General features: G+C 73.1%; 11 protein-coding genes and 1 pseudogene. 3 read left to right on the top strand and 9 right to left on the bottom strand.

The features are described from left to right. Window positions 1-55: 55 nt before the first annotated feature. Window positions 56-1,768 carry a cholesterol oxidase substrate-binding domain-containing protein gene (locus tag ACZ52C_RS34980; RefSeq protein WP_469078561.1) on the bottom strand — a complete coding sequence of 571 codons (1,713 nt, stop codon included), beginning with the start codon at window positions 1,766-1,768 and terminating at the stop codon, window positions 56-58. A gap of 146 nt (window positions 1,769-1,914) precedes the next feature. Here ACZ52C_RS34980 and ACZ52C_RS34975 point away from each other — a divergent pair, with 146 nt between their 5' ends. Together ACZ52C_RS34975 and ACZ52C_RS34970 are read left to right on the top strand one after the other, a co-directional pair. Next, on the top strand, window positions 1,915-2,436 hold the full coding sequence (locus ACZ52C_RS34975; RefSeq protein WP_469078560.1) for a DUF6328 family protein: 522 nt from the start codon (window positions 1,915-1,917) through the stop codon (window positions 2,434-2,436). Window positions 2,437-2,557: 121 nt separating this feature from the next. Further along, window positions 2,558-5,779 carry an amidohydrolase family protein gene (locus ACZ52C_RS34970; RefSeq protein WP_469078559.1) on the top strand — a complete coding sequence of 1,074 codons (3,222 nt, stop codon included), beginning with the start codon at window positions 2,558-2,560 and terminating at the stop codon, window positions 5,777-5,779. A gap of 39 nt (window positions 5,780-5,818) precedes the next feature. On the opposite strand, the gene ACZ52C_RS34965 is transcribed toward ACZ52C_RS34970, so the two are convergent. From ACZ52C_RS34965 to ACZ52C_RS34940, 6 genes and pseudogenes are all read right to left on the bottom strand, one after another. After that, complete coding sequence (locus tag ACZ52C_RS34965) at window positions 5,819-7,042, bottom strand: 4-hydroxybenzoate 3-monooxygenase (RefSeq protein WP_469078558.1); 1,224 nt, start codon at window positions 7,040-7,042, stop codon at window positions 5,819-5,821. Window positions 7,043-7,121: 79 nt separating this feature from the next. Beyond that, the gene (locus tag ACZ52C_RS34960) at window positions 7,122-8,108 is read right to left on the bottom strand and encodes a threonine/serine dehydratase (RefSeq protein WP_469078585.1); all 987 of its coding nucleotides are present in this window, start codon (window positions 8,106-8,108) and stop codon (window positions 7,122-7,124) included. 207 nt (window positions 8,109-8,315) lie between these two features. Beyond that, a complete protein-coding gene (locus tag ACZ52C_RS34955) occupies window positions 8,316-8,666 on the bottom strand; it encodes a UBP-type zinc finger domain-containing protein (RefSeq protein ID WP_469078584.1) in 351 nt (116 codons plus the stop codon). Between the two features lie 42 nt (window positions 8,667-8,708). Continuing rightward, window positions 8,709-10,178: pseudogene (locus tag ACZ52C_RS34950) on the bottom strand (ATP-binding protein); the annotation flags it as partial. Window positions 10,179-10,206: 28 nt separating this feature from the next. Continuing rightward, window positions 10,207-11,883, bottom strand: a complete 1,677-nt coding sequence (locus ACZ52C_RS34945) for an NAD(P)/FAD-dependent oxidoreductase (RefSeq protein WP_469078557.1) — start codon at window positions 11,881-11,883, stop codon at window positions 10,207-10,209. Window positions 11,884-11,980: 97 nt separating this feature from the next. Beyond that, entirely contained in the window at window positions 11,981-12,337 is a 357-nt protein-coding gene (locus ACZ52C_RS34940) for a VOC family protein (RefSeq protein ID WP_469078556.1), read from the bottom strand. A 57-nt stretch (window positions 12,338-12,394) separates the two neighbouring features. Here ACZ52C_RS34940 and ACZ52C_RS34935 point away from each other — a divergent pair, with 57 nt between their 5' ends. After that, window positions 12,395-13,267 carry a universal stress protein gene (locus ACZ52C_RS34935; RefSeq protein WP_469078555.1) on the top strand — a complete coding sequence of 291 codons (873 nt, stop codon included), beginning with the start codon at window positions 12,395-12,397 and terminating at the stop codon, window positions 13,265-13,267. 7 nt (window positions 13,268-13,274) lie between these two features. On the opposite strand, the gene ACZ52C_RS34930 is transcribed toward ACZ52C_RS34935, so the two are convergent. Together ACZ52C_RS34930 and ACZ52C_RS34925 are read right to left on the bottom strand one after the other, a co-directional pair. Then, entirely contained in the window at window positions 13,275-14,522 is a 1,248-nt protein-coding gene (locus ACZ52C_RS34930) for a DUF4032 domain-containing protein (protein ID WP_469078554.1), read from the bottom strand. A 153-nt stretch (window positions 14,523-14,675) separates the two neighbouring features. Then, window positions 14,676-16,598 carry an AMP-dependent synthetase/ligase gene (locus ACZ52C_RS34925; protein ID WP_469078553.1) on the bottom strand — a complete coding sequence of 641 codons (1,923 nt, stop codon included), beginning with the start codon at window positions 16,596-16,598 and terminating at the stop codon, window positions 14,676-14,678. Window positions 16,599-16,731 lie beyond the last annotated feature (133 nt).

Here is a 16,731-nt window from a genome sequence, read left to right as displayed (position 1 = left end):
GGACGATCCGGCCGGAGCGCGGGACGCCTCGCCTCCGGCCGGGTGCCGGATTCGCTCACGGGAACAGTCGGTCGAGGAAGGCGTTCCCGTACACCCGGTGCGGGTCGAGCCGGTCCAGGATCTCCCGGGTGCCGACCCAGCCCGGCCCCGCGCCGTCGTCGAAGGACTCCGGTACGACGGTGCCGAGCACCTCCTCGTCGCTCCAGGCGGCCTCGTCCGTGTAGCCCCAGCCCTTGGACCACTCGACCCGGGTGAGGGCGTGGCTCCCGTCGTACGTGGCGAGCAGGAACCGCTCCAGCTCCCGGAAGAACGCCTCGGCGTCCGGCGTCCCCGGCAGCGTCAGCACGTCCAGCCACACGGCGGTGTCCCATTCGGGACGGTCGGCGCGTGGCCGCAGCGCCGACAGCAGCGGGGCCCGGGCGCCGGTCACCCCGACGTCCGCCGGTTCGTCGAGGCCGGTCACCCGGATCTCCACCGACCCGTTGACGGGGTACCGCCCCCGGGCCGCGTACGCGGCGAGGCGCTCCCGGTAGAACGCCGCGAACTCGGAGACCACGCGCTGCACCTGGTCCCGCGAGGTGAGCACCGCGTACCCGTTGGCCGTCACCCGCAGGGTCGTCGGCTTCAGATACAGGAGCGTGTTCTTCGACGGCCCCCAGATGTCCGCCGAGAGCGTGGTCGTCAGTCCCAGCGAGGCCGTGGTCAACTGGGCGTTGCCCAGCACCGGCGCGAGATACCAGGCGGCGTCGGACACCATCCGGCCGACGAGGTCGGCGACGACGGTCGGCACGTTGTCGGAGAACGGGTAGTTGTACGGCGAGGTCACGTGCCGGGAGGTGAGCGGGCGGGTCGGCTCGACGCTCCACACCTTGAACCAGGGGAACTCGGTGAACGCGAACCAGATCGCCTCCAGGCGCCCCGCCTCGTCGAGGAAACTCGCGAAGGTGCGCCCGCCGCTGCCGGGCGCGGCGAACAGCTCCCCGGCGGAGATGTCGGTGCGGCTCAGGCACCGCAGGTTGGCGTTGGGTCCTGTGCGCAGCACGACCTCGGTGACCAGCGCCCGGCCGACATGGGTGAGCAGCGCGGCCCCGTCCGCGTCGTCCCGCCGGAACGTCCGCAGCACGTACGCGTCGCGGTCGGCGTCCCACACCACGGCCGTCAGCGACAGGACGAGGTTGCTGAGCGAGCCGTAGGTGTGACCGGGCGGCCGGGTCTCCCCGCGCGCGGGTACGGCCGTGCCGTGGGCGTCGACGGCGAGGGCGCCGCCGATCGAGAGGTCACCGGGCGCCGGGCAGGCGGTCATGCCGAGGCCGTGGCCCTCCAGGAAGGTGAGCAGTCCTTCCAGCGAGGCGCCGGAGCCCACCCGGACGGCGGCCGGGTCGGTGGACTCCAGCGTCATGCCGGTGAGGTGCGTGGTGGTGTCGACGAGCAGCACCGGGGCGTCGGAGTCGGTGCCGGGGGTGATCGTCAGGGGTGACCAGCCGTGGGAGAGGCCCCGCGCGCGGATCGTCCAGCCCTGCCCGCGCGCCCAGTTGACGACCGCCACCACCTCCTCCGCGTCGGCCGGGGCGCACGCCCACAGGGCGGGCGCGGTGATCTCCCCGTCCCAGTTGCGGTACACCGACCTGTACAGCTCGACGTCCGGGGGGAAGCCGGGCAGTTCGGCCGCGGCGGCGGCCGGGTCCTGGCGGACGAACTGCGGGGTGAGGGCGAGCGCGGCGGCGCCGAGGAGGAAACCCCGGCGGGACGGTGCTGAGGAGTCGGTCACGACGATCACGCTAGGCCGAAAATGACACACGTGACCGATCCGTCAAGTGGATTCACTCGTGTGAGTGAAGGCGCGCAGGGGTGTGCTTGTGCCGCGCGGTCACGGCACCATCCAGGGAAGGGGACATCGACCGACCGGGAGGACCTGTGACCGAGGCGCACGGCAATCAGGGCCGAGGCCGCGACGAGACCGAGGACGAACGGGCCGACCGCCGCTGGAGCGAACTCATCCAGGAGGTGCGGGTCGCCCAGACCGGCGTGCAGATCCTCTTCGGCTTCCTCCTCACCGTCGTCTTCACCCCGCGCTACGACGACCTGCCGCAGACCGAGAGGACCATCTACATCGTCACCGTCGTCCTCGGCGCCGCCGCCACCGGCGCCCTGATCGGCCCCGTTTCGTTCCACCGGATCGTCGCCGGACGCCGCATCAAACCGGCCGCCGTGCAGTGGGCGAGCAGACTGACCGTCGTCGGTCTCGTCCTGCTCCTCGCCACGATGACCGCGGCCCTGCTGCTGATCCTGCGCGTGGCCACCCACGACGCGTACGTGCCGTGGCTCGTCGGCTGCGTGGTCCTGTGGTACCTGCTGTGCTGGTTCGCGCTCCCGGCCTGGATCCGCCGCCGCCACGCCGGCGACGAACCCCCGGCGCGCCGGCCCGTCGACCGGTGACACCACGCGCCGCCGTGCCGACGGGTGCGGCCGGGCGCCGTCACACCCGTGGGTGACGTCCCCCGATGGCGTGAATGGCGGTGTTGCCCGTGGGCCGGGTGGTGCGCGAGCGTGCCATGTCATGGACCGTGACCAGAGTCGCCCCACCCCACCCCTGACCCGCCGTCGACTCCTCGCCGCCACCGGTGCCACGGGGGCCGCCGCGGTCCTCGGCACCGCCGGCCCGGCCGCACCCGCCGCCGCCCGGCCCCGTACCGCCGGCACCGGCCTCTCCCTCACCTTCACCCGCGCCACCAACGGCTCGGCGACCCTCGCGCCCGCCGGCGACACCCTGATCGCCGAGATCCAGAGCGGCCTGTGGTCGCTCCCGCGCGTCGGAGGCAGGGCGGTCCCCCTCACCCCCGCCGGCCTCGAACCCAACCGGCCGGTGCACTCCCCGGACGGCGCTCTCGTCGCCTTCTGCGCCTACCAGGGCGGCGGCTTCCACCTGTGGACCATGCGCCCCGACGGCTCCGACCTGCGACAGCGCACCGACGGCCCCTGGGACGACCGGGCACCGGCCTGGTCGCCCGACGGCACCCGGCTCGCCTTCGGCTCCGAACGCGGCGGCGACCCCGACGCCCCCTCGGGCGGCAGCCCCTACCGCATCCACGTCCTGCACCTCGCCACCGGCGACATCACCCGCGTCACCGGCCTGCCCGACCAGGACGGCCCCCTCCAGGACGGCCCGTGGGAGGACTTCGACCCCTCCTGGTCACCGGACGGCACCCGGCTGCTGTTCGTGCGCGGCAAGGTCGTCACCACCGGCACCACCCCGTCCGTCGAGTCCCGCACGATCGCCGCCGTGGCCGCCGACGGCACCGGCGCGGTGACCGTCGAGCACACCGAGACCACCGCCGCCCAGGTCATGACCCCCGCCGTGGCCGCCGACGGCCGGCTGGCCCACCTGCGCACCACGGCCTCCCCCGACGGCTCCTGCACCCTTGTCGTCGACGGGCGGCGCGTCCCCGTCGACGGCGACCTCGCGCCCGTGCCGCCCCGCTGGACGGCCGACGGCCGCCTGCTCCTCACACTGGACGGCCGGTTCAGCCTCGTACGCCCCGACGAACCCGCGCAGCCGGAGGAGATCCCCTTCGAGGGGGTGCTCCCGGTGGACCGGCCCCGCTATCGGGTCAAGAAGTACGATCTCGGGGAGGAGCGCGTACGTCCCGCCCGGGGCATCCACCTGCCCGCCCTGTCGCCGGACGGCCGCAGCATCGCCTTCGCCGCCCTCAACTCGCTCTGGCTGGCGGACACGTCGGGCGGCCGCCGGCCGAAGAGGCTGCGCCGGTCGCCGCCCACCCGCACCCTGCTCGCGCCCTCCTGGGCACCCGACGGGCGCTCCCTCGTCTACGCCGACGACCGCGACGGCCTGCTCGGCGTGTACCGACACGATCCGGCCACCGGCGAGGAGACCGCCCTCGCGACCGGCGGCCGGGTCATGCCCGCGCTCTCGCCCGACGGCGAGCGGCTCGCCTGCCTCGACATGGCCGGCCGGCTCGTCGTTCGGGACCTGGCGAGCGGAGCGGAGCGCGTCCTCGTGGCACCGCTCGGCGGGGGCGGCATCCCCGGCAGGCCGAGCTGGTCGCCCGACGGCCGGTACCTCGCGCTGTGCGATCGCAACCGCCTGGGCGCCCGTTTCCGGGAGGGCTACAACCTGATCCGGATCGTCGACACGACGACCGGTGCCGACCGGCTGCACGCGGTCGCGCCCCACACCTCCATCGCCGACCGCTACGACTCCGGGCCCGTCTGGTCACCCGACGGACGCTGGATGGCCGTGATCGTCGAATCCGCGCTGTGCCTGCTGCCCGTCGACCCCGACGGCACCCCGCGCGGCGGACTCCGTACCCTCACCACCGAACCCGCCGACCACCCCACCTGGTCCGGCGACTCCAGGACCCTGCTCCACCAGTCCGGCACCCGGCTCCGCCTGATCGACGTCTCCGGCGCCCACGCCCGCACCGTCCGGGTGCCGCTCGACCGCACCCGGCCCACGCCCGCCGACACCGTCGTCCATGCCGGGCAGCTGTGGGACGGCACCGGCGAGACGGTCCGCGACGACGTCGACATCGTCGTGCGCGGCGGCCGCGTCACCGCCGTCGAACCGCACCGCGGCAACCGCCGCGCCGCGCTCCGCCGGATCGACGCCTCCGCGCACACCGTGATCCCCGGCCTCTGGGACAGCCACACCCACCCCTGGCAGAGCACCTACGGCAGCCGCCAGGCCACCGCACAGCTCGCCTACGGCGTCACCACCGCCGTCTCCCTCGGCGGTTTCGCCCACGAACAGGCCCGCATCCGCGAGGAGGTGAACGCCGGCCGGCTCGCCGGACCCCGGCTCCTCACGACCGGCGAACTCCTCGACGGCGCCCGGGTCGCCTACAGCATGGGACGCGCCCACCGCACCAGGGCCGGACTGCGCCGCTCGCTCGAACGCGCCGAGGCGCTCGACTGGGACTTCGTCAAGACCTATGTGCGGGCGCCCGGTTGGGTCATGAGCGAGGCGGCGCGCTTCGCCCACGAACGCCTCGGCGTCCGCACCGGCGGCCATCTGCTCTCCCCGGGAGTCCAGCTCGGCCAGGACCTGACGACCCATCTCCAGGCCACCCAGCGCGCGGAGTTCGGCCACGCCGTCACAGCGAGCGGCCGGGCCCACCAGGACGTCGTGGAGATCTACACCCGGCAGGGCGTCGACTTCTCCCTGATCGCAACCCCCTTCACCGCCGCACCCCTCATGGGCGCCGACCCCGCCCTCGCCGACGACCCTCGGGTCACGGTCGTCATGCCGCCGTGGGACGCCGCCGTCGTCCGGCAGGGCGCGGGGATCCCGCCGACCCCCGCCCAGCTCGCCGCGCTGCGCACCGAGACCGACATCTACCGGCGGATCCTCGCCGACGGCGGCGTCGTCGCCCTCGGCACCGACCAGCCGCTCGGACCCGTCGGCCTCTTCCTCCACCTCGCCCTGCGCGCCCTGCACGCCGGCGGTCTCGGCCCCGCCGAGACCCTGCGCACCGCGACCGTCCTCCCGGCCCGTCTCTTCGGCCTCGACGACGACCTCGGCACCGTCGAGACGGGCAAGCTCGCCGACCTGACGATCGTCGACGGCGACCCCTTCACCGACTTCGCCGACCTCATCCGCACGGTGTCCGTCCTCCGGGGCGGAAACCCTTACACCACCGAGGACTTGGTGGCCGCGTACCGGCCCGCAGCCCGCCGCGCGAAGGCCGCCGGGACGGAGGAGGACTGGCTGGAGGTCGGCCGGACGATGCGCCGCGACGGCTGCTGCCACGACGGCCACTGACGTCTCGACGACGGTGCCGCCCCCGAGGACCGGCCGACGTCAGTGATCGGTGCCCTTGCCGATGAACAGCTCCGCGAAGGTCGACGCGGCGGCGGGCGAGTCGAGCACACGGCGGAGCCTCGCGGTGGCGGCACCCGCCCGGAACGGGTCGCCGGAGGACGGCCCGTGCAGCAGCTCCGCCAGCCACTGCGAGAACTCCTGGTAGTGCCAGACCCGGCGCAGACAGGCGTCCGAGTAGCCGCGCAACCCGCTGTCGTCGCCCTTGCCGAGGCGGGCGACCAGGGCGTCCGCCAGGAGCAGGGCGTCGTGCAGGGCCAGGTTCATGCCCTTCGCGGCGATGGGCGCGACCAGGTGCGCGGCGTCACCGGCGAGATACAGCCGGCCGTACGCCATCGGCTCGGTGACGTAGTTGTGCATGTCGAGCACCCGCTTCTCGACCAACGGGCCCTCGGTGAGCGGCCGAGCGCCGGATGCCGCGAGGCGGGTGTGCAGCTCCGACCAGACCCGGCCGTCCGGCCAGTTCGCCGGGTCGTCGCCGGCCGGGACCTCCAGGTAGTAGCGGGTGATCTCGGGGCTGCGCGCCATGTGCCCGGCGAAGCCACTGGGATGCACCCCGAGGACGACGCAGTCGGACGACGGAGGCGCCTCCGCCAGCAGCGCCAGCCAGCCGACCCCATGGTCGTGCCGGGCGACCGTGGCATGCCCGGCCGGCAACGCGGTCCGGGTGACACCGCGGGCCCCGTCACAGCCCGCCACGAACTCGCAGAGCAGGACGTGCCGTTCGCCGGTCGCCGGATCCACGTACGACACGGACGGCTGCGCACCGTCGAGGTCGTGCAGCTCGACGTCGCGCACGCCGAAGCGGATGTCGCCGCCCCGGACGTCGGCGTACTCCCTGACCAGGTCCGTCACCAGCAGGGGCTGCGGGTAGACGTAGTGGTGGTGACCGGTGATCTCCGTGTACGGGAACCGCCGCCGCCCACCGCCGAAACGGAACTCGAACTCCGTGTGCACCGGGGCCCGTTCCACGAGCCGGTCGGCCAGTCCGCGTCCCTGGAGCGCACGCACCGCCCACTCCTCCAGGAACCCGGCCCTCGGGCGCCGCTCGATGAACGCGCGGCTCTCGGTCTCCAGCACCACACAGTCCACCGAGGCGGCACGCAGCAGGTTGCCGACGGTGAGCCCGGCCGGTCCGGCGCCGACGATGACGACGGGGGTGCGCTCGGGCGGAGTCGGGCCCGGCAGGGGAGCGGGGTTGGTCACCCGAGCATTATGCCGGGTGACCGGTGAGCGGCCTCAACTGCCGTGCGGGGCAAGGGCGTTGACCGAGCCGGCTGCTGTGTCACCGCAGCTCGAACCGGCGCGCCCACTCCGAGATGTCGGCCGTCGTCGCGTTGCCGCCGCAGACCACGAGGCCCAGCCGGGCGCCGTCGCCGACGCGCTCCAGGACCTGCCGGGCGGCGGGCAGCAGACAGCCGGCGGCCGGTTCCGTCCACACCTTGCCGTGCTCGGCGAAGTCGAGGACCCCCCGCACCGCCTCGGCGTCGGGCACCACGAGGACGTCCTCGACGAGGGCGGCCACATGGTCGTAGGTGAGCCGGGACACGGAGGGCGCGCTGAGAGTGGTGACGACGGACGAGAGCGGGACCGTCACGGGGCCGCCCGCCGTGACGGCCTCGCTCATCGCCGTGGCTCCGACGGTCTCCACGCCCCAGACACGGACACCCGGCAGCAGGTGCTCGAAGGCCGCCGCCACGCCGGCGATCAGCCCGCCGCCACCGATGCTGACGAGCACGTCCGTGAGCGCGCCGGTGTCCGACGTCGACCCGGACGTCTCCAGGTCCTCGGCGAACTCCAGGCCCACGGTGCCCTGCCCGGCGATCACCAAGGGGTCGTCGAACGGGTGGACGAGGGTGAGCCCCTCCGACCGGAGCCGATCGGTGAGCGCGAACGCCTCCGCCATCCCGTCGGTGAGCCGCAGCGAGGCACCGGCGGCCTCGACGAGGTCGGCCGCCCGCCGGGGCGCGGACCGGGACATCACCACGGTCGCCTTGATGTGCAGCGCGGCGGCCATGTGCGCCAGCGCGATGCCGTGGTTGCCACCGCTGACCGCGACGACCCCGGCCGCCCGCTCCGCGTCCGTCAACGTCAGCAGCTTCGCCGTCGCGCCGCGCGCCTTGAACGAGCCGGTGCGCTGGAGCAGTTCCAGCTTCGTGGTCACCGGGGCACCGAGGAGCGCGGACAGCCCCGGGCTCGCCACGGTGGGGGTCCGCACGACATGGCCGGCGATCCGGTGGGCGGCGTCCTGGATCTCGCCGATCCCGATCAACACGATGTCACTCCGTTCGGTGGGGCTGGATTCAGTGGGGTGCGTTGTCGGGTGCGGGTGGGTGGGGCTTCTCGCGCAGTTCCCCGCGCCCCTGAAAAACAGGGGCTGCGCCCCGTGCTTTTCAGGCCCGCGGGGCCTGGTCTTCCAGGGGCGCGGGGAACTGCGCGACCAGCCCCCACCGGAGCCGCACCCGACAACGCAGCCCCGTCAGTGCAGTGCCTCGGTCCAGTTCCGCGGTACGCGCCCCGCGGGGCCCGGCACCGGCTGGCCCTCCGGATGGCTGAGCGGCGGCGCGAGGTCGGGACCCGACTCGTACATCTCGTCCGTCTCGTAGTTCCAGTACCACGACTCACCGGGCTCGTAGCTCTGCACGAAGGGGTGCCCGGTGGCGCCCGCGTGGGCCGTCGCGTGCTGGGAGGGGGAGGAGTCGCAGCAGCCGACGTGACCGCACTGGGCGCAGCGCCGCAGGTGGAACCACCAGCCGCCGGCCGCGTCGCACTCCACGCACCCGTCGCCGCTCGGCGGGACGGCGGGGTCGATTCCGGCGGGCAGGGTCATGTCGTCTCCTCGGGCGTGCGGGGGTCGGGGGGCCGAGCCGTCCTCGGGATCGTCCGCGAGCCTGAGGTCCAGGTCGGCGGCCGGCGCCGTCAGCGGCAGGAAGACCTGGAAGCGGGTCTCGCCCGGCCGGGAGTCCACCTCGATGTGCCCGTGGTGCTTGTTGACGACGATGCGCCAGGAGATGTCGAGGCCGAGCCCAGTGCCCTGTCCGACCGGCTTGGTGGTGAAGAACGGGTCGAAGATACGGCCCTTGATCTCCAGCGGGATGCCGGGACCGGTGTCACGGAACTCGACCAGCACCTGGTCCCGGTGGTCCAGCGCCGTCCGTACCGTCAGCGTGCCCGCGCCCCCGGTGTCGTCGATCGCCGAGACCGCGTTGTCGATCAGGTTCGTCCACACCTGGTTCAGCTCACCCGGATAGGCGGGGATGCGCGGCAGCGTGCGGTCGTACTCCTTGACCACCTCGATGTCGCCGATCTTCCCGGAGAGCATCAGCAGGGTGCTGTCGAGGAGTTCGTGGACGTCGGCGTTCTGGTAGGGCGCGCGGTCGAGCTGTGAGTACTGCTTCGCCGCGTCGACGAGCCGGCTGACGCGGGTCGTGGAGTCCTCGATCTCGTTCATCAACAGCTCGGTCTCGACGGTGTAGTTGAGCCAGCGCACCGCCCCTTCGAGGGTGTGCTCGTCCACGGCCTCCGCGACCTGGTCCAGCCACGCGGTGTCGAGTCCGGCCTGCACGAAGTTCGGCGCGAGCTGCCAGCCGCCCGCGATGCCGTGGTCGTCGAGCCAGTCCGTCAGCTCGTCCTCCCGGTCGGAGGCCTCCAGCGGACTGAGCGGGGTGGCCTTGGCGACCTGTTCGGCCGTCCGTTCCTGCAGATCGACCAGCGACTCCAGCATGGCCCGCTTGTGCGGCCCGGCGGCGATCGCCCCGAGCTTGTGCCGCATCCCGGCCACCCGCTCCCGCAGCGCCGAGGTCGCCCGGACCGCGGCCGCGGCCGGGTTGTTCAGCTCGTGCGTCAGACCGGCCGCCAACGAGCCCAGCGCCAGCAGCCGTTCCCGCTGGTTGATGGTCCGCTGGGTGTTCTGGTTCCCGAAGAACAGCCCCTCCAGCAGATGGACGGCCATGGGGAACCAGTCGCGCATGATCCGGGCGAAGGCGGCCGCCGGGAGGACGTAGAAGCGGGAGGGCACGGTGACCCGCATGGAGCCCTTGTAGCGGGCCTGGTCCGCCTGGTCGCCGAGATACGCCTGGAAGGCGCCCGCGTACACCCCCACCTGGGAGCTGCGGCTGACCTCCACGTCGTCGTCGCCGACCTGTCGCGACAGCACCACCGTGCCCTCCAGGAGCACGAAGAAGCAGGTGGCGGGCTCGCCCTCGCGGTAGACGTGACCCGGTTCGAACCGCTCCACGCGGCCCTCACGGCACAGCCGGTCCAACTGCTCGTCGTCCAGCTTCTCGAACAGGAACAGCCGGCCCAGCTCGGCCCGGTCGCACGGCGACGGCTGCCCGCTCATGACGCGGCCCCCGAGGCCTCCGCGCCGGTCATGACTGCTCCAGATACCGGTGCACCAGCATCACGGCCATCGCTCCCTCTCCCACGGCGGAGGCGACCCGCTTCGCGGACTCCGACCGCGCGTCCCCGGCGACGAACACACCGGGCACATTGGTCTCCAGGTGGTACGGCGGCCGGTCCAGCTCCCAGCCCGCCGGCGGGCTCCCGTCCGCGGTCATGTCGGGTCCGGCCACGATGAACCCGCGCTCGTCGCGCAGCACGGTCCCCTCCAGCCAGTCGGTGTGCGGCTCGGCGCCGATGAACACGAACAGCCACTGCGCGTCGACGAGTTCCTCCCGCCCGCTCGCCACGTCCTTCAGCGTCAGCTGCTCCAGCTGGTTCGTGCCGTGCGCGGCCTCCACGACCGTGCCGGGACGCACGAAGATGTTCGGCGCCTCCGCGAGCTGCTGGATCAGATAGTGCGACATGGAGGCGGTGAGCGACTCGCCGCGTACGAGCAGGGTGACCGACTTGGCGCCCCGGGCCAGGTACATCGCCGCCTGTCCGGCCGAGTTGGCGCCGCCCACGATGTACACGTCGTGCCCCTGGCAGCCGGCCGCCTCGGTCAGCGCGGAACCGTAGAACACCCCGCAGCCGGTGAGGTCCGCGCAGCCCGGCGCGGCGAGCTGCCGGTACGACACGCCGGTCGCCAGGATCACGCTGTGCGCGGCGACCGCCGAACCGTCGGTGAACCGGACGGTCCGCGCCGCCCCGTTCACCTCCAGCCCGCTCACCTCGCGGGCCGTGAGGATCTCCGCGCCGAACTTGGTGGCCTGACGGCGGGCCCGGCCGGTGAGCTGGCCTCCGGACACCCCGTCGGGGAACCCGAGGTAGTTCTCGATCCGTGAACTCTGCCCCGCCTGTCCGCCTGTGGCCGACCGCTCGACGAGGAGCGTCCGCAGCCCCTCGGAGGCCCCGTACACGGCGGCGCCGAGCCCGGCCGGTCCGCCGCCGATGACGACCAGGTCGTAGAACTCCTGGGCCGGGGTGGTCGCCAGCCCCACCTTCTCCGCCAGCTCCGGGTCCTCCGGCGCCACCAGCGGCGTACCGTCCGGGGTGACGACCAGGGGCAGCCGTTCGCCGTCCGTCCCGGCCGCCGCGAGCAGCCGTCGCCCCTCCGGCTCGTCCGAGGAGAACCAGCGGTACGGCACCTGGTTGCGCGCCAGGAACTCCCGTACGCCCGAGGACCGTGCCGACCACCGGTGCCCGACCACCTTCGTCGTGCCCACACAGGAGCGGTCGGCGGCCCGCCAGGCCTGGAGCAGGTCGTCCAGGACCGGATAGAGCTTCTCCTCCGGCGGGTCCCACGGCTTCAGCAGGTAGTGGTCGAGGTCGATGACGTTGATCGCGTCGATCGCCGCGCCGGTGTCGGCGTAGGCGGTGAGCAGGACCCGCCGCGCCCCCGGATGGACGTCCAGGGCCTGTTCCAGGAACTCGATGCCGTTCATCCCCGGCATCCGGTAGTCGGCCAGGATCACCGCCACCTGGTCGCCGCGCAGTTTCAGCTCCCGCAGGGCCTCCAGCGCCGTCTGTCCGGACTCCGCCCGCACGATCCGGTACGTCTCGCCGTACCTGCGGCGCAGATCCCGCGCCACCGCACGGGACACCCCGGGATCGTCATCCACCGTGAGGATCACGTTCCGCGCCGGACCGACCGCCTGCGTCATACTCCTCCGCCCCGAGACCAACGGGCCCATCGTATGTTCGACCGCGCCGATGTGCGCGGTTTCCCCGGCGCCACGGGCCGGTACGCCGACGGCGGTGTCAGTTCCGGCGCGGGGCGAGCACGCAGAACTCGTTGCCCTCCGGATCCTGGAGCACGACCCAGGGCTCGTCCCCGGTCTGCCCGACGTCCGCGTGCCGGGCCCCGAGGGCGAGCAGGCGGGTGACCTCCGCCTCCTGGTCGGCGGGGCGGAAGTCGAGGTGGAGGCGGTTCTTGCCGTTCTTGGCGTCCGGGCTGCGCCCGAACAGCAGGCCGGGGAGACGGTCCGGCGCCGGGCGGATCTCGTACTCCTCGGGCGACTCGTCGACCACCACCCAGCCGAGCGCCTCGGCCCACCAGCGCCCGAGCGTCGCCGGATCGGCCGCGTCCACCAGCACCTGCTCCCACACCAAGGTCATGCGGCGAGCGTAGTGAAGACTGGACCCGTCAGCCATGTGACGACCGAGAGGTGGCCGATGACGACGCGCCCGATCACCGCCGCAGTGGACGGTACCCCCGAGAGCCTCGCCGCGCTGGCGTGGGCCGGCCGGGAGGCCGTACGCCGGGGCCTGGCGCTGCGGGTGGTGCACGCGTGGCGGTGGGAGCCGCACGAGGCGATCAGCGTGGACCGGGAAGGACAGGAGCGGTGGGCGGGGGAGGCCCTCGCCGAGGCCGCGCGGGGTGTGGCCGAGCGCCATCCGGAGCTGGAGGTGACGACGGACCTGCTGGAGGGCCCGCCGGTCGACACGCTGGTCGGCGCCGCCGAGGACGCCGAGACCCTGGTGCTGGGCTCACGTGGGCACGGTGCGGTGGTCGGCTTCCTGCTGGGCTCCGTGGGGCAGCAGGTGATCGTCGAGTCACCGCGTCCGGTCGTGCTCGTGCGCGCCGAGGACATCCCGAGCGCCGAGGCCGCCGGGCGCGAGGTCGTCGTCGGACAGCAGGGCACCCCGGAGGACAGCGCCGACGTGCTGCGGTTCGCGTTCGAGACGGCGGCGGCCCGGGGGGCGTCCCTGCGCGCGGTGCGGGCGTGGACGCTGCCCCCGCTGTACGCGTACAGCCCCGGCTCGCTGAAGCTCCTCGACGAGGCCGGCGGGCTGGAGCCGTACGAGAAGAAGGCGCTGGCCGCCGCGCTGGAGCCGTGGCGGGAACGGTTTCCCGAGGTGCGGGTCACCCAGCACGTCGAGATGGGCAGCGCCGGGCAGGTGCTGCTGTCGGTGACCCAGCGGGCGCAGCTGGTCGTCGTCGGACGCCGGGCCCGCCGTACGGCCGTCGGCGCCCGCATCGGCTCGGTCGCCCACGGCGTCCTGCACCACGCGCACTGCCCGGTCGCGGTGGTCCCCCACAAGTGACGCGGGCTCACCCGGTGGTGACGTCGTCCACCTTCGGCGGCAGCAGCGCGAGCGTCTTCGGCAGGACGTTGTCGATGTAGTCCTTCACCGCCGTGTCCAGGCCGATGTCGTGCTGGGCCCGCTCGGACAGGTACCAGCGGTGTTCGAGGAGCTGGTGGTAGATCTCCGCCGGGTCCATCGAACCCCGCAGTTCGAGCGGGACGGCCCGCACGGTCGGGCGGAACACCTCCCGCACCCAGCGGTGCGCCAGCACCTCGGGGCGGGCGCCGAGGGGGTCGCCCGGGGCGTAGTCGTCCTGGGTGGCCATCCAGCTCTCCAGGTCGGTCAGCAGCCGCCGGGCCTGGTTCTCCTCGGTGTCCAGACCGGTCAGCCGCAGCAACTGCCGCTGGTGGTGGCCCGCGTCGACGACCTTGGGCACGAAGGTCACCGTGTCGCCGTTGTCGGCATGCTCGATCTGCATCTCGGCGACGTCGAAACCGAGGTCGTTGAGACGGCGGATGCGACGCTCGATGTAGTGGTACTTGCCGGCCGGGTACACCGACCTGCGGGTCAGCTCCTCCCACAGCCGTTGGTAGCGGGAGCAGATCTCGTTGCCGAAGTCGATCGGGTCCACCGACGGGTGCAGGGCCCCCGACGCCTCCAGGTCCAGCAGCTCGCCACTGATGTTCACCCGGGCCAGATCGAGGTCGTACTCCCGCTGCCCGGAGCTGAGCCGCGCGTGCAGGTCGCCCGTCTCGGCGTCCACCAGGTACGCCGCGTACGCGCCCGCGTCCCGCCGGAACAGCGTGTTCGACAACGAGCAGTCGCCCCAGGCGAATCCGGCCAGGTGCAGCCGCACCAGCAGGACGGCGAGGGCGTCCATCAGCCGGTGCATGGTGGCCGGCCGCATGGTCGTCTCGAACATCGAGCGGTACGGCATCGAACCGCCGAGGTGGCGGGTGATCAGCACCGGCTCCAGCGGGTCGCCCGCCTCGTCGAGACGGCCGGTGACGACGCCGAGCGCATCCACCGCGGGGATGCCGATCCGGTCGAGGTCGCGCAGCAGCTCGTACTCGCGCAGGGCGGGCCGTTCGGCGAGCTCCTTGACGGCGACGACCTCGTCACCGGCGCGGGCGTAGCGCACCACGTGGCGGGAGATGCCCCGGGGGAGCGGCACGAGGTGGTGTTCGGGCCACTCCTCCAGCGGCAGGTGCCACGGCAGTTCGAGCAGCAGCGCGGGGTGTTCCGGGTTGGTGGCGCTGATCTGCAGTGCCATGGGTCCTCTGCCTTCGTCTCACGGTGGTGCGGAGTGCGTTCGGGCAAGCGGTTTCCCCCGCCGGCGCCTGGAGCATCTCCGCATCCGAAGGACCGTTTCGTCAACAGCGGCCCGACCTGTGGTCGGTCGGTCTGCGACGGTCGGGCGCGGCGGTCAGCGCCGGGCGCGGCGGAACACGTCGTCGGAGTCCGAGTCGTCCCAGCCCGTGATCTCCTCCGAGAGGGTGCGGCGGGCGGTGCGTGCCGAGGTCGCGTACATCGCCTCGATCTCGGCCTCGTACCGCTGCACGATGGTGTCCCGGCGCAGCTTCATCGACGGCGTCAGCATCCCGTTGGCGAGGTCGAACGGCTCGGGCAGGATGCGGTGGACGCGGATCGACTCCGAGCGCGACACCGTGCTGTTGGCCGCGGCGATCGCCCGTAGTACCTCCTGCCGCAGCGCGTTCTCCTCCCGCGCCTCCCGCCCCAGCAGCTCGCCCGGCGCGGACAACGACATCCGCCAGTGCGCGAGGAACTCCGGGTCCAGCGTGAGCAGCGCACCCACACAGGGCCGGTTGTCACCCACGATCACCGCCTGGTGGATCAGCGGATGCGTCCGCAGCTGCTCCTCCAGCGGCGCGGGGGCCACCCCCTTGCCGCCGCTGGTGATGATGATCTCCTTCTTCCGGCCGGTGATCGACAGATAGCCCTCGGAGTCCAGCCGCCCGATGTCCCCCGTCGCCAGCCAGCCGTCCTGTAGCGCGGCCCGGGTGCCCGCCTCGTCGTTGACGTACCCCTGGAACACCGAGGGCCCGTTGACCAGGATCTCCCCGTCCCGCGCCACCCGGATCTCCGTGCCCGGCAGCGGCCGGCCCACGGTCCCGAACTTCTCCCGGCCCACCGGCTGGGCGGTGATGCCCCCGGCCGTCTCGGTCAGCCCGTACCCGTCGTGGACGAGGATGCCGATGCCCGCGTAGAACAGCGCCAGATCGCGGTTGAGGGGGGAGCCGCCCGAAGTGCCGCCGCGCACCCGGCCGCCCAGCGCCGCCCGCAGTTTGCGGTACACCGTCTTCTCGTAGAAGGCGTGTTGGAGCTTCAGATCCATCGCCGGCCCGGGACCCGTGCCCAGCCGCTGCCGCTCGACGGCGTGGGCGTGGTCCTGGGCCGTGCGCACGGCCCGTTCGAACAGGGGCCCCCGGCCCGCCTGTTGCGCCTTGCGCAGGAAGTTCTTGTAGATCCTCTCGAAGAGGTACGGGACACCGAAGAGGAACGTCGGCCGGAACGAGCGCAGCGCGGCCGACAGCGCCTCCTCGCTGAACTCCGGCTCGTGCGCGAGGAGCAGCCCGCCGCGCAGACACATCCCCTGGATCATCAGGCCGTAGACGTGCGAGAACGGCAGGAAGGCCAGGATCGCCGGCTGCTCACCGGGCGCCGCCGCCGTCTGCCGCCAGCCGGCGAGCAGGGCGTCGCAGGGGCTGGCGAGGCTGCGGTGGGAGAGCGCGCACCCCCGGGGCCGGCCGGTGGTGCCCGAGGTGTACGCGATCACGGCGGTGGAGTCCGGCATGACGATACGGCGCAGCGAGTCCACGGTCGCGTCCGGTACGTCCCGGCCCGCCTCGACCAGCTGCGGCAGGGACTCGGTGTCCAGCTGCCACACGTACCGCAGCAGCGGCAGCTTGGCGCACACCGACCCGACGGTCATCACACCCAACTCGTCCTCGACGACCACGCCCACACAGGCCGCGTCCCTAAGGATCCACTCGATCTGGTCGCGCGACGACGTCGGACAGACCGGCACGATCTCGGCGCCCACGGCCCACAGCGCGACGGCGAGCACCGTCCACTCGTACCGGGTCCGCGCCATCACGGCCACCCGGTGGCCCGGCCGGATCCCGGACGCGATCAACCCCTTGGCCAGATCGGCCACTTCGTCCCGGGCCTCGGCCGCGCTCACCCGCGTCCAGGTGTCGGGGGAGGTGGTGTCGCGGCGGGCGAGCTGCGGCAGCGCGGGATCACGGATCGCCGTGTCGAACAGCGCATCGGCCAGCCCTCCGGCCATGACCGGTCCCGTCGGTGGAGCGATGCCGAAGTTGCCCATGCGACGCTCAGAACCTTCCCTGCACGCGACTCGCCGACGGTGCGCCAACCGGCGGTGATCGAACGTAGCGTACGGCGCCGAAGCCCGCCCGGGGAATCGGCAAGTCGGCCTCCCCGCATCCGCACCGTGGGCC

The organism is Streptomyces sp. NPDC034049 (genome assembly GCF_055575575.1).
Note: the sequence above shows the minus strand (reverse complement) of the source record. Positions and strands in the feature narration are given on the sequence as shown.

Coding starts and splice junctions, on each gene's coding strand:
- ACZ52C_RS34970 (WP_469078559.1), top strand. CDS start 2,558: ATGGACCGTGACCAGAGTCGCCCCACCCCACCCCTGACCCGCCGTCGA.
- ACZ52C_RS34940 (WP_469078556.1), bottom strand. CDS start 12,337: ATGACCTTGGTGTGGGAGCAGGTGCTGGTGGACGCGGCCGATCCGGCG.
- ACZ52C_RS34955 (WP_469078584.1), bottom strand. CDS start 8,666: ATGACCCTGCCCGCCGGAATCGACCCCGCCGTCCCGCCGAGCGGCGAC.
- ACZ52C_RS34935 (WP_469078555.1), top strand. CDS start 12,395: ATGACGACGCGCCCGATCACCGCCGCAGTGGACGGTACCCCCGAGAGC.
- ACZ52C_RS34945 (WP_469078557.1), bottom strand. CDS start 11,883: ATGACGCAGGCGGTCGGTCCGGCGCGGAACGTGATCCTCACGGTGGAT.
- ACZ52C_RS34925 (WP_469078553.1), bottom strand. CDS start 16,598: ATGGGCAACTTCGGCATCGCTCCACCGACGGGACCGGTCATGGCCGGA.
- ACZ52C_RS34930 (WP_469078554.1), bottom strand. CDS start 14,522: ATGGCACTGCAGATCAGCGCCACCAACCCGGAACACCCCGCGCTGCTG.